The 13,125-nt window shown below is 31.5% G+C and carries 12 protein-coding genes; 8 read left to right on the top strand and 4 right to left on the bottom strand.

Annotated features, from left to right (window positions below; all coding sequences use genetic code 11):
* Nucleotides 1-53 precede the first annotated feature (53 nt).
* Complete coding sequence (locus tag FUA24_RS13945; protein ID WP_148543344.1) at nucleotides 54-1,724, top strand: ArnT family glycosyltransferase; 1,671 nt, start codon at nucleotides 54-56, stop codon at nucleotides 1,722-1,724.
* A gap of 5 nt (nucleotides 1,725-1,729) precedes the next feature.
* Here FUA24_RS13945 and fbp read toward each other — a convergent pair whose 3' ends face one another.
* A complete protein-coding gene (fbp, locus tag FUA24_RS13940) occupies nucleotides 1,730-2,740 on the bottom strand; it encodes a class 1 fructose-bisphosphatase (RefSeq protein ID WP_148543342.1) in 1,011 nt (336 codons plus the stop codon).
* A gap of 123 nt (nucleotides 2,741-2,863) precedes the next feature.
* On the opposite strand from fbp, the gene FUA24_RS13935 reads away from it, so the two are divergent.
* From FUA24_RS13935 to FUA24_RS13905, 7 genes are all read left to right on the top strand, one after another.
* Nucleotides 2,864-3,343, top strand: coding sequence for a GNAT family N-acetyltransferase (locus FUA24_RS13935; protein ID WP_148543340.1), 480 nt, complete (start codon nucleotides 2,864-2,866; stop codon nucleotides 3,341-3,343).
* Nucleotide 3,344: 1 nt separating this feature from the next.
* The gene (locus FUA24_RS13930) at nucleotides 3,345-4,595 is read left to right on the top strand and encodes an aspartate kinase (RefSeq protein WP_148543338.1); all 1,251 of its coding nucleotides are present in this window, start codon (nucleotides 3,345-3,347) and stop codon (nucleotides 4,593-4,595) included.
* A gap of 23 nt (nucleotides 4,596-4,618) precedes the next feature.
* Nucleotides 4,619-6,442, top strand: coding sequence for a GNAT family N-acyltransferase (locus FUA24_RS13925; RefSeq protein WP_148543336.1), 1,824 nt, complete (start codon nucleotides 4,619-4,621; stop codon nucleotides 6,440-6,442).
* A gap of 572 nt (nucleotides 6,443-7,014) precedes the next feature.
* Nucleotides 7,015-7,212 (top strand): hypothetical protein, encoded by a 198-nt coding sequence (locus FUA24_RS13920; RefSeq protein ID WP_148543334.1) that lies wholly within the window; start codon nucleotides 7,015-7,017, stop codon nucleotides 7,210-7,212.
* A 250-nt stretch (nucleotides 7,213-7,462) separates the two neighbouring features.
* Nucleotides 7,463-7,750 (top strand): hypothetical protein, encoded by a 288-nt coding sequence (locus tag FUA24_RS13915; protein ID WP_148543332.1) that lies wholly within the window; start codon nucleotides 7,463-7,465, stop codon nucleotides 7,748-7,750.
* Between the two features lie 52 nt (nucleotides 7,751-7,802).
* Entirely contained in the window at nucleotides 7,803-8,525 is a 723-nt protein-coding gene (locus FUA24_RS13910; protein WP_148543331.1) for a GLPGLI family protein, read from the top strand.
* Entirely contained in the window at nucleotides 8,522-11,242 is a 2,721-nt protein-coding gene (locus FUA24_RS13905; RefSeq protein WP_394344211.1) for a carboxypeptidase-like regulatory domain-containing protein, read from the top strand. The genes FUA24_RS13910 and FUA24_RS13905 overlap by 4 nt, the downstream gene beginning before the upstream one ends.
* Nucleotides 11,243-11,244: 2 nt before the next feature.
* Here FUA24_RS13905 and FUA24_RS13900 read toward each other — a convergent pair whose 3' ends face one another.
* The 3 genes from FUA24_RS13900 to FUA24_RS13890 all read right to left on the bottom strand — a co-directional run bounded on the left by FUA24_RS13900 (nucleotide 11,245) and on the right by FUA24_RS13890 (nucleotide 13,035).
* On the bottom strand, nucleotides 11,245-11,868 hold the full coding sequence (locus FUA24_RS13900; RefSeq protein WP_148543326.1) for an arsenate-mycothiol transferase ArsC: 624 nt from the start codon (nucleotides 11,866-11,868) through the stop codon (nucleotides 11,245-11,247).
* Nucleotides 11,869-11,965: 97 nt separating this feature from the next.
* Entirely contained in the window at nucleotides 11,966-12,463 is a 498-nt protein-coding gene (locus FUA24_RS13895) for a DUF6428 family protein (protein WP_148543324.1), read from the bottom strand.
* An 83-nt stretch (nucleotides 12,464-12,546) separates the two neighbouring features.
* On the bottom strand, nucleotides 12,547-13,035 hold the full coding sequence (locus tag FUA24_RS13890) for a TM2 domain-containing protein (protein ID WP_148543322.1): 489 nt from the start codon (nucleotides 13,033-13,035) through the stop codon (nucleotides 12,547-12,549).
* Nucleotides 13,036-13,125: the final 90 nt, after the last annotated feature.

The raw sequence follows: 13,125 nt of genomic DNA, 5'->3' as shown, positions 1-13,125 counted from the left end.
ATTATTTAGTATTTAAACTTCTTATTACCTTGCGACCTTAAAACTTCAGATAGATGTTAGCTATCCTTTTAAAAAAAGACTATTTGGTGCTTTATGCACTTCTATTCTTAGTTTATTCTTTTGGTTTATGCATTCCTTTAATGGAAAACGATTCGGCGCAACATGCTACTATGGCAATGCGTATGTATTTAGAAAATGACTTTTTTAATATTTATAAAGGTGACGCAGATTATCTAGATAAACCTCATTTACACTTTTGGTTAGCAGCCCTCTCTTTTAAACTTTTCGGAATATCACATTGGGCCTATAGGATACCAGCACTTATGTTTACGTTTTTAGGCGCTTTTTCAGCATTTAAATTGGCTAAGACATTATACAACGAAAAAGCAGCTCATATAGCATCATTAGCATTTCTATCTACGCAAGCTATTTTTTTAGCAAATCATGATGTGAGGACAGATGCCGTTCTTACTGGATCGGTAATCTGTAGTTTATGGCAGTTGGTTAGCTATTCCAAAAACCTAAAACTTAAACATTTAGTCATAGGTGCTTTATTTGCTGGTTTAGCTTTTTCCTCAAAAGGGATGCTTGGTGTTTTTATAATTGGCATTTGTCTGCTCAGTTATCTTTTGTACGAAAGAAAGTTAATGCTCGTATTTCGCCTCAAATCTCTAATTGGTCTATTAGCCTTTGCTGCAAGTATAACCCCCGTTTTATATGCCTACTATAACCAATTTGATTTACATCCGGAAAAGGTTATTGAAGGACATACAAACATTTCTGGTGTTAGATTTATTCTGTGGGATCAAAGTTTTAATAGACTAACCTCACAAGGATTTAAATCAAAAAATCAAGATCATTTTTTCTTTTTCCACACCCTTTTATGGGCTTTCATTCCTTGGAGTGTTATTTTTTACAGAGCACTTTTTAGCAGAGTTTTTGAGTTCTTTAAAACTAAATTTTCGTTTAATAAAAATAGAGAAACCTTAACTTCAATTGGTTTGTTACTTGCTCTTATTATTATGAGCTTTTCAAAATCTAAATTACCTCATTACCTTAACGGTCTATTACCTGTGGCTTCTGTTTTGGTTGCGGGTTACATTGCATATCTTATTGAGAACAACAAGCATAAAGAACTTTCAATATTACTTAAAATACAGTATGCTGTATTGGGTTTAGGATCTGTATTGGTAATTTTCCTGAGTTTTTGGGCTTTTCCTTCAATAAACTACATACTAGTTTTTGGGCTTATAATACTTCTCGTCGGCTTAGTTTTATTACTTAAGAAAAAGATGGAAATCTCTAAAAAGCTGATAGTTGTTTCAGTATTCTTCATGATTGTAATTAACTATTGTTTAAACCTTCAATTTTACCCCAACCTCTTAGAGTTTCAAGGTGGAAGTAATGCAGCTAAGGTTGTTTTAGAGGAAGGTATAAACCCTAATGACATTTATAAAATTGATGGCAAATACAGCTGGTCTCTAGATTTTTATACCAAACGCTTAACACCTTCATTAGATCCTTCAGAAGTAAAAACCCTTAAAAAAGGGCAGTGGGTATTGGTACATGAAAAGCAAATGGAAACTTTGAAAAAGGACAATATAAATTGGGGCAAAACATACGAATTGGATAGCTACCGTATTACAAGATTGAAGCTCTCATTTTTGAATCCAAAAACAAGAGCTTCCAAATTATCTAAAGTCTACTTAATGCAAATTGAGTAAACTATTTAATCCTTAGAGTTTGTCATAAACTCCTCGGCTTTATCCACCATATTTTTGCTTCCACAAATAAAAGGCACACGTTGGTGTAATTCTGTTGGCACAACATCCATTATTCTTGTATACCCATCGCTAGCCTTACCATTGGCTTGTTCAGCTAAAAATGCCATTGGATTACATTCATAAAGCAAACGTAATTTACCGTTAGGATTTTTAGAACTTTGTGGATACAAATATATCCCTCCCTTTATCATATTTCTATGAAAATCGGACACCAATGATCCAATATATCTTGAGGTGTACGGCCTGTCATCTACTTCCTCTTGACAGTATTTTATATAGTTTTTAATTCCCTGAGGGAAATGCACATAATTCCCCTCATTCACCGAGTAAATATTTCCGTCTTCAGGAAATTCCATTTTTGGATGAGATAAATAGAAAGACCCAATTGCCGGATTTAAAGTAAAGCCGTTTACGCCATCTCCAGTGGTATAAACCAACATAGTAGAGGTTCCGTAAACCACATAACCGGCTGCAACCTGTTCACTTCCTTTTTGAAGAAAATCTTCTAATTGAACAGGGGTTCCAACAGGAGTTATTCTTCTGTAAATTGAAAAAATTGTACCCACTGAAACATTAACATCAATATTTGATGAGCCATCTAAAGGATCTATTAAAACCACATATTTATTTCTGTGGTTTTCATCTTGACTGTTAATTGTTATGAAGCTATCTTCTTCCTCACTTGCAATACCGCAGACTATGTTTCTTTTGGTTAGGGTTTGAATAAACTTTTCATTAGCATACACATCTAGCTTTTGCTGATCTTCGCCTTGAACATTGGTATCTCCTGCGGCTCCAATAATATCAACCAAACCAGCTTTGTTTACCTCATGGTTAACAACTTTGGCAGCTAATCTAATAGAATTAAGAAGACTTGATAATTCACCCGAAGAATACTTAAATGAAGCTTGATTTTGGATAATAAACTCACCTAAGGTTTGTTTTTGGTGGGACATAAATAATTGGTGTTTAATTCACTACAAATATCAATTAAATTTTAATTAACTACAACGTTTTCGTTCTAGAATAATGAAATGTTTATTTTTCTTTACCTTATATTTGATTTTACAAAAAATACCATGGATTTTACAATAAGAAAAGCAACAAAAGAAGATATGCCGGCTGTATTAGCTTTAATAAAGCAATTGGCAGAGTTTGAAAAAGAACCAGATGCAGTTTTAGTTACTGTTGAAGATCTTGTAAGCGACGGATTTGGAGAGCAACCTGCCTTTTTTTGCTATGTGGCAGAAGTTGCCAATAAGGTTGAAGGTATTGCCCTAGGCTACAATCGATATTCCACTTGGAAAGGAAAAATTATCCATTTAGAAGATTTAATTGTTAATACTGAATTAAGAGGGTCTGGCATTGGTTCTGCCCTTTTAGATGCCATTGTAAAGCACGGATATGAAATGGGAGTAAAACGCATTAATTGGGAAGTCTTAGATTGGAATGAACCCGCAATTAAATTTTATGAAAGTAAGGGCGCCAATGTTATGAGAGATTGGGATGTGGTTCAAATGAACGAAGAGAGTATTAAAAACTACGTAGCAAAACTTTAAAATGCAAATATTTAAGTTTGGTGGCGCTTCTGTTAAAGATGCTAAAGGTGTAAAAAATTTAGCAACAGTTTTAAAAACAGTCGGTTTTAAAAACACTTTGGTTGTTGTTTCCGCTATGGGCAAAGTTACCAATGCTTTAGAGGTTGTTGTTTCTAACTACTTTGAAAAAAAAGGTGAATTACAAAGCTCAATTCAAGATGTTATAAAATTCCATAATGATATTTTATTCGATTTATTTGAAAATGAAAGTCACCCTATATTTAAAAAAGTAAAACTGCTTTTTGATGAGTTAAACAGCTTTTTAAAGAGTAGTAAGTCACCCAATTATAGCTTCGTATATGATCAAGTTGTTGGTTATGGAGAATTAGTATCAACAACGATTATCAGTGATTATTTAAACACAATTGGAATTAAAAATAACTGGTTAGATGCTAGAGATGTCATTAAAACGGATGACTATTACAGGAGGGCCAATGTTAATTGGGAAATCACTCAAAATGCCATTTCTAAAAAGGTCGATACTTCGGTTCTAAATATTACTCAAGGTTTCTTAGGTAGTGATGCTAATAATTTTTCAACTACGTTAGGTAGAGAGGGGAGTGATTACACCGCAGCTATTTTTGCCTATTGTCTAAATGCTCAAAGTGTAACTATTTGGAAGGATGTTCCAGGGGTTTTAAATGCTGATCCTCGTCATTTTGAAAATGCCCAATTACTTCATAATATTTCTTATAGAGAAGCAATAGAATTGGCTTTTTACGGTGCTTCTGTAATTCACCCTAAAACATTACAACCTTTACAGCAAAAGGAAATTCCTTTGCTTGTAAAATCATTCTTAAATCCAGAAAACTCTGGAACCACAGTTGGCAAAGGTGTTACCTTAAACCCTAAAATCCCTTGCTTTATTGTAAAAAAAGAGCAAGTTTTAATTTCTTTATCATCTTTAGACTTTTCGTATATAGTTGAAGAAAACATTAGTGAAATTTTTAGTCTACTGCATCAACACAAAATGAAGGTTGATGTTATTCAGAATTCAGCGATTAGTTTTTCGGTTTGTGTTGATAATATTTATAACAATTTAGAAAAGCTTTTACAGCAGTTAAAAGCTAAATTTAGTGTAACTTGTCATAACAATGTATCGTTATATACTATTAGACACTACAACCAATCATCAATTAAAGAATTAGAGCAAGACAAAACCGTTTTATTAAAACAATTAACACAAGAAACCGTTCAGATTGTAACCAAATAAAACAAATTTGTACATTTACATTTATGACCAAACCTCAAGATCAAGGATTAGTATCTGCAAAGGAAGTTGCAAAAGCCATTCAATTAGACAAATATGGGTTTTTAGGAACCTTTATAGGGTGGCTTTTAATGAAGGTTTTAAAAATTTCTACGCTCAATAGAATATACAAACGCAATAAACATTTAAGTGAACTAGATTTTTTAAATGGTATTTTAGATGATTTTCAAATTAAATTTGAAATTCCAGAAGCCGATTTAAGTCGCTTACCAAAAGATGGTGCTTATATTACTATTTCAAATCATCCGTTAGGCGGAATTGATGGTATTTTATTATTGAAATTGATGTTAGAACAGCGCAAAGATTTTAAGATTATTGCAAATTTTCTGTTGCATCGCATTCTACCACTAAAGCCATATATAATGCCTGTAAATCCTTTTGAAGATAGAAAGGATGTGGCATCGAGTATTGCTGGCTTTAAAAACGCTATTCTGCATATTCGTGAAGGACATCCGCTAGGTATTTTTCCGGCTGGTGAAGTATCTACATATAGAGATGGTAAATTAGTAGTTGATAAACCTTGGGAAGAAGCCGCAATGAAGTTGGTAAAAAAGGCCGAAGTGCCGGTTGTACCTATTTATTTCCATGCTAAAAACAGTAAGCTGTTTTATAAATTATCTAAAATAAGTGATACGTTTAGAACGGCTAAATTACCTTCAGAATTGCTAACCCAAAAAAGACGAACTATAAAGGTTAGAATAGGAAAGCCAATATCTGTAAAAGATCAAAAAGAACATAAATCGCTCACGGAGTTTTCGGAATTTATTAGAAAGAAAACCTACATGCTTTCTAACTCTTTTGAAGATAAATCTAAAATATTAGATAAAATTCCAACTACTTTAAAAACTGCAAAACCACCAAAACGCATTGTTACTCCTATTGAAACTAGCGTTATGGAAGCAGAAATTAAAACACTAAAGTCAGACAAATGCCGATTACTTGAAAGTAAAAATTACGAAGTTTACTTAGCTCCCGCTGATAAAATCCCCAATATACTTAGAGAAATTGGTAGGTTAAGAGAAATTACGTTTAGGGAAGTGGGCGAAGGCACAAACGAGGCTATTGATTTAGATACGTTTGATACGTATTACCATCATATGTTTTTATGGGACAATGATAAGAAGCTTATAGCCGGTGCTTACCGAATGGGATTAGGGTCTCAAATATTTGCCCGATATGGTATAGATGGTTTTTATCTTCAAGATTTATTTAGATTTGAGCCAGAGTTATATAAAATGATGAGCGAATCTATAGAAATGGGACGCGCATTTATTATAAAAGCCTATCAGCAAAAACCAATGCCTTTATTTTTACTCTGGAAAGGTATTGTGCATACCACATTAAGATATCCGGAGCATAATTATTTAATTGGTGGTGTAAGTATTAGTAACCAGTTTTCTAAGTTCTCTAAATCTCTAATGATTGAGTTTATGAAATCGCATTACTATGACCCTTATATTGCTCAATATGTTCGCCCTAAAAAAGAGTTTAAGGTAAAACTAAAGGACGCTGATAAGGATTTTGTTTTTGACGAAACCGAAGCCGACCTTAATAAGTTCGATAAAATTATTGATGAGATAGAACCAGGAGCACTAAGACTTCCTGTTTTGCTAAAAAAATACATTAAACAGAATGCCCGTTTAGTTGCCTTTAATGTGGATCCATTATTTAATAACGCTGTTGATGGCTTAATGTACATTAAAATTGCCGATTTACCAGAAAGCACCGTTCGTCCTGTAATGGAGGAATTCCAAGCGGAATTGGAAAGTAAATACTCTTCTAAAAGCTAACCAGCTTAATTTAGCGTCAGGTTTTTATGGTTTACCAAACATGTAGAAATTATATTAAGAACCTGAAATTAGATTTACCAACATTTATATTTCTAACAACACAGGTTTTATGTTGAACTCCCGCTAATTAATGTTAATCTGTTTCTGGGTTAGCTAAATAAAATTGAAGGATAATACGTTAAAAATATAATGTAAAAACCTACATTCATATAAGCGCTTCTTTTAATCTTTGTCCCGTCATAAATTTTACATCCGTATAATTTATTTTGAATTAGTCTATAACACAGGTGCAATTTTTTTTGTGCCTGTGTTGAATTATTTAATAGCAAACAACCAGAAAAGGTTTTACATATTCCCTATTTCTGTAAACCAAAAAATTAAGAAAATTCAAAAATTTAGACTTTAAAAAATAAAAGTTGTAGTAAAAGTGTTAAAATACAATTTATGGTAATTTTCATCAAAAATTGGTACGAAAATTGCAGCTATTATTTCTCTAAAATAATTACAAGATAAGCGCGTTTTTTGTTTAAAAACTGGCTTTTCTGATAAGAAAATATTTAACTCCCAAAACTATGAAACTATTTAAAATTTATAACGCAGAAATTATCTTCTACTTCATTGTGCTTATTGTATGCGTTTCCTACTTTCTACTAAATGGTATTGAGTCCGACGGGCCAGCCGATTTCATAATCTCAATACTTATGCTCATTATTCTTTGTACTGTTATGGTTAGTAAAATAAATGATAATAAGAGGGCTTTAGAAAAATAAAGCTTAACTGTTCTACTATAAAAATGTGGAAAAACCACAAAATTAACATAAGTAGGTTTTTTTTACTTTTATTGTAGTCTTTGTATTATATTTTTAATTAAATTTGAAACGTTACAAACCCAATTTTGGTTTCAGTCTAAACAAAATAGGTTTGTAAACAACCGTTGCAACAAAATCTGCGCAGATTTATTTTTAAGGTGTTAGACTGCCTAAGTTTTTTTATAGACTGAATTTTAGACTGGTTAATATTTTGTTTAACCTGGCTAGTTCTAAATACTGGCACAAATTAAAATTAATGAAAACTTTACTTAGTGCATTTATTGCATTCTTTTTAATTTCAGGCAATATAAATGCCAATCAGAACCAAGAAGACACTTATTCCATAATTGAATCAACTACTACAGTAGACTGTCTTGAAAGAGCCTATATGACTGCTGTAATGGCGGATAATGCTGGATATTCTCGAGAAGAAGTAGAATGGTATTCCCAAGCTTCTCTTGCTCTTTGTTATGGATACAGTTTGAGTGATCTTCGTTGATAAGACGAATTTATTAATACCCGTCTTTATTGACGGGTTAATTTATTTAATTATGAAATATCTTTTTTTACTCGTTGTTGTTATTTTAACTAGTCATCCCAAACAAACTTTAGTTTGTGGGCGAATTCGGTATGGTTTCATACCAAATGACGTTAATATTGAGGAAAAACAAAACAAAAAAGAACTTTATATGTTAATTGAAAAGATGAATGAAATGTCTTCCGATTTAGAATTTATATTGGACTTTAATTCTAACGAATCTTTATTCTATTTTGATGAACAAATGAATTCTGACTTAAACCCAATGGCAACCTCATTCGTCAAAAATATAGTTAGTAAAGGAAGATACTATTATAATTTAGGAAATAACGAGCTGCTTAGGGAAGCTTCTAGATACGAAAAATATACTTTGGTAAAATCAACTTCCTCAAATGTAGACTGGACATTAACGAACGAATCAAAAAAAATTGGCAATTATACATGTTATAAGGCCATAACAAAAAAAATTAATGTGAATGACAGTGGAATCTATGAATTTTTAATTGAAGCCTGGTATACACCTCAGATTCCCGTTAAATTTGGACCAAAAGAGTTTAACCATTTACCTGGATTGATTTTAGAATTAAAAGACACACATTATACATTATATGCTAAAAACATATCATTGTCTACAAACAATTCTTGTAAAATTGAACCTCTAATCTCTAAAAATATAATAACAAAAATTCAACATCAAGAAGACTTAAAAAACAGTTATAAAAATTTAAAACAATAGTAACAATTAAATTTCTAAATTTTTTAATAACACCTGAAAGCAAGAAATACAATTTAATTATATTTCTTCTCCTTCCCCATTTTTTTTATTGTCAAAATTCTCAATTAATAAAAGGTAAGATTACGGATTCCTTAAAATCTCCTCTAGAGTTTGCCAACATTTTAGCTATACCTGAAATTGATAATCAAGATATAAAATTTGCAATAACTAATAATGAGGGAGAATACAAATTACAATTGCTGAAAAACTATACTTATAGAATTACAGTAAGTTACTTAGGCTACAAGTCGCAAACATTAACCCTAACAACTGACAGTTCTAATATTATTAAGAACTTTATACTTTTAGAAAATCCTAACCAACTACAAGAGATAACTCTTAACTACACACCCCCAGTTTCCGTTAAAAAAGATACTATTATTTATAAAGTAGATGCTTTTGCAACGGGTAAAGAACGTAAACTAAGAGAGGTTTTAAAAAAACTACCTGGGCTTGAAGTAGATAGAGAAGGTAATGTAAGAGTACAAGGCAAAAAGGTGACCAAAGTATTAGTAGAAAACAAAAGCTTTTTTACTGGCAACAGTAAATTGGCTGTAAATAATATTCCAGCAGATGCCGTAGATAAAGTAGAGATTTTAGATAATTACAATGAGGTAGCCATGTTAAAAGGTCTTCAGGATAGTGAAGACATGGCAATGAACATTAAACTTAAAGAAGACAAAAAGAAATTTATCTTTGGAGATTTAGAAGTTGGTTCTGGTTATAAAAAACGTTACCTCATACACCCTAATTTGTTTTATTATAGCCCTAAAACTAATGTAAACCTTATTGGAGACTTTAATAACCAAGGTATAAAAAGTTTCACCCTTAGAGACTATTTAGAGTTTGAAGGCGGATTTGGCAAACTCATAAATAATACTAAAAGCTATTTTGGTCTATTTAAGAGCGATTTTGCCCAGTATTTAAATAATCAAGATTTTGTTAGGAATACCAATAAATTTGGTGCTTTAAGTATTAGGCAATCTTTAAACACTTCTACAGATATTAATGGTTATATAATAAGTTCTTATGCTAAAACAGAAACTAGAGAGAATACCCTTAATACCTACCAAACTACAATAACACCATTTACAGAAGACCGCACAGTTACTAATAACCTAAACAACAACTTTACCATTGGTAAAATAACTTTAGATTACAATCCTAGTTACAAGGAAGATTTTGCCTATAACGTATTTGTAAAAGCAACAACTAATAGTAATGATGGTATTATACATACTATAAATCCAAGCCAGACCAACCGAATTAACATAGTTACAGACGCCACTTCCTTAAATATTAAACAAAATATTAGCTATAGCAGAAAATTATCAAAAAAGCATACGGCAACCTTAGAAGCTACGTATAACTTTTATAACGACAAACCTCTAACAGAATGGATAACTAACCAACAAATTTTGCAGGGTTTAATTCCATTAGAAGATGACACCATTTACGCCATTACCCAAAACAAGACCTCTAAAGCCCATAATTTTAGTGCTATTGCAAAAGACTATTGGGTGCTAAGCAACTTTAACCATATTTATACCAGTATTGGTCTAAATACAGCTTTTAGTAATTTTTACAGTAAAGATGCACAGTTACTAAGTAATGGTAATGTAAATAACTTTAACACCAACGGATTTGGCAATGATTTTAACTATAACCTAGTAAATACATTTATTGGATTAGAATATAAGTTTCAAATAGGTATTACCACGTTTAAACCAATGCTGTATTACCATTTTTATAACTGGACCACTAAAAATTTTGAAGATAAAACAAATAACAACAAAGCGCTTTTGTTACCGCAATTCACCACTAAAATAGAGTTTAGTAATAGCGGAAAAATTAATTTTAGGTATGCACTAAATACGCGATTTCCTTATATAAACCAATTAGCATCTAACTACGTTTTAAACAGTTTTAATACCGTCTTTAGAGGTGATAACACTTTAGAAAACCAGCGTTACCATACTGTATCTTTAAGCTATTATAAGTTCAGTTTATTTAAAAATATTAATATAAATGCTTCGATGAGGTATAACAAGAAAATAGAGCATTTAAAACCTGTAACAGAACTAGATGGTATTAATCAATATACAACCAACATTCTTTTTAATAGACCCGAAGAAAATTGGGCATTAACTGGACATTTTTCAAAAAAAATTAAACGTATTAAATACAGTTTTAAAAGTAGTTTTAATTACAATGACTTTTACCAAATAGTTAATAACAATAGAACTTTAAACATTGCGAAAAACATTTCGAATACGTTAAGTGCAGAGACTTTTTTTAAAAAATTCCCTAATATAGAAATTGGATATACCAAAGATTTTAGCGACTATCGCTCTCAAAGTAGGATCTCAAAATTTGAAAACGATAGTTTTTTCACATTTTTAGAATATAGCTTTTTAAACGATTTTAATTTAAAAGCAGATTATAGATTTGACACTTATAAAAATAAATCCGCCCAAACTAAAAGTGTTTTTGATATTGCCAATGTTTCGTTATTTTATCAAAAAGAGGATAGTCCCTGGGGATTTGAAGTAAATGCTACCAATATTTTCGACATAAAGTTTAAACAACAAAACACTTTCAACAACTTCATTATTTCAGATAGTAAAACATTTATTTTACCAAGAATAATAATGTTTAAAATTGCTTATAAACTTTAGATTTAACTAACTAAACTCCCAAACACAAACTTCATTTCTGTAGCAATCTCTAAACTTCTATTAAAGTAAGTTTCGGTTTGTTGTGGTGTGCCATCAGATTTCTTTGGGTCTTCATACGTAACCGCTACACGTTTATCACAACCTAAAACCATAGGACAACCTTGGTCCGCCGATGAACAGGTCATTATAGCTGCGAATTCAGATGATGGATTAAACGCATCTTCATACGTTTTAGAAAATGCAATAACAGAAGGTTCATTTTCTGAAAATTTTACGCTATAAACTGGATTGGAACCTTCAGAAAGTTGAGCAATTTTAAACCCTTGATTCGTTAAGGTTTCACCAACTTTAGGAAACATTGCAGTTGCTTCTGTGCCTCCAGAATAACAAGACACATTTTTCACATTGAAATGCGCCGCCATAGTTTGTGCCCATATTTGAGATAGATGGCTTCTTCTGGAATTATGGGTACAAATAAAATTTAATCTAATTGGTGCATTTTCTGTTAGTTTTTCTTTTAAATAAGCTACTAACGGATTCAGTATTGCTTTTCTTTCTTCACTAACAGTGTTTACATCTAAAGACGCGATGGTTTTAGAAATGTTTTCTAATAAGGTGTTGTTCATTTTTCTTTATTCCCGCTTTCAAAGGAATCTTTTTTTAGTTATTAATCAATCTTTTATGCCAATTTCTGCCTTCTCAGGAATGACAAATTTATAGTATTTAGCAACAATTTCCATCTGGTGAACAACAAGGTTCATCACTTGTTAAAACGCGTTCATTTTTAACTGGGACTCCGCAGGTTTCTTTTGCTTTACAATCTGTTTTTTGAACTGCTAACTTAAAAATTAAGTTGTTATTCTGTATTTCAAAATCGTTAACAAATAATTGAGCGGTATGAAAGGTAGCATTACTATATTCAAATTTAACTTCAGATTCAAAGTCGTAAGGTTTCATTGATCCTACTTTCTTAAGGATACTTAAAGCTTTTTCAACAGACATAAATTCAGTCTTACCTAACTCCTTTGGGCTTTCCCATAACTGAATAATGGTTTCATTCCAACTCTCTTTGTTTGATCCGCAATCTACCGAATCTATTGCCATATGTTTTACCTCTGTAATATGATAATTAGCTCCAACCAACAAGTTTGTGGCATACTCAAAAAGCAATGATTTATCGGTATACTGCTCCAATACTTTAAATAAATCTTGTGTTTTCATAATATTTATTTGTTTATTGCAATATTACGATTAAATAAAAACATAAAAAAGCCAAAAGTCTCTTTTTTGGCTTTTTTATATGTTTAAAACCAAGATTTCTTTCCTGCTTGGTACGTATTATAAAATTCTTCATCAGATTTGGTAAGGTAAATAATTCCTTCTACGAACCCTATTACACAAGGTATCCATACAAACAATAAACCTATTCCAACGCAAGACAATACCATACCCAATAAAGTTGCTCCCAATAAAATTCCTCCTTCCTTATTATAGCCAAGAATAAACTTATGAATCCCCAGACCATTAAAAACTATCCCTAGGACTCCTGCTAGTACCTTTTTGTTATCTCCACCAAAAGCTTCTTTTGCATCTTCTGCAAATTCACTTGCTGCTTCCTTAGCTTCTTCCGCAAATTCTTTTGCTTTTTCTTTAGCCTCTCCAGCTATTTCTTTGGCATCATCTGCTAACTCACTTGCCTTTTCACTTACTTTGTCTGCCGCTTTTTTTGCCCCCTCTTTAGCGTCTCCTAACATTTCATTAAGATCATCGCTTAAATTTTTTTCGTCTGACATTTTATAAAAATTAAATTATGGTTAGACATTAAATTTATAAATTAAAATTGACTTTATCCTATGAGTATCAAAAAATTAGATAACGTTACA

Source organism: Seonamhaeicola marinus (assembly GCF_008085455.1).
Note: the sequence above shows the minus strand (reverse complement) of the source record. Positions and strands in the feature narration are given on the sequence as shown.

Coding starts and splice junctions, on each gene's coding strand:
- FUA24_RS13945 (WP_148543344.1), top strand. CDS start 54: ATGTTAGCTATCCTTTTAAAAAAAGACTATTTGGTGCTTTATGCACTT.
- fbp (WP_148543342.1), bottom strand. CDS start 2,740: ATGTCCCACCAAAAACAAACCTTAGGTGAGTTTATTATCCAAAATCAA.
- FUA24_RS13935 (WP_148543340.1), top strand. CDS start 2,864: ATGGATTTTACAATAAGAAAAGCAACAAAAGAAGATATGCCGGCTGTA.
- FUA24_RS13930 (WP_148543338.1), top strand. CDS start 3,345: ATGCAAATATTTAAGTTTGGTGGCGCTTCTGTTAAAGATGCTAAAGGT.
- FUA24_RS13925 (WP_148543336.1), top strand. CDS start 4,619: ATGACCAAACCTCAAGATCAAGGATTAGTATCTGCAAAGGAAGTTGCA.
- FUA24_RS13920 (WP_148543334.1), top strand. CDS start 7,015: ATGAAACTATTTAAAATTTATAACGCAGAAATTATCTTCTACTTCATT.
- FUA24_RS13910 (WP_148543331.1), top strand. CDS start 7,803: ATGAAATATCTTTTTTTACTCGTTGTTGTTATTTTAACTAGTCATCCC.
- FUA24_RS13900 (WP_148543326.1), bottom strand. CDS start 11,868: ATGAACAACACCTTATTAGAAAACATTTCTAAAACCATCGCGTCTTTA.
- FUA24_RS13895 (WP_148543324.1), bottom strand. CDS start 12,463: ATGAAAACACAAGATTTATTTAAAGTATTGGAGCAGTATACCGATAAA.
- FUA24_RS13890 (WP_148543322.1), bottom strand. CDS start 13,035: ATGTCAGACGAAAAAAATTTAAGCGATGATCTTAATGAAATGTTAGGA.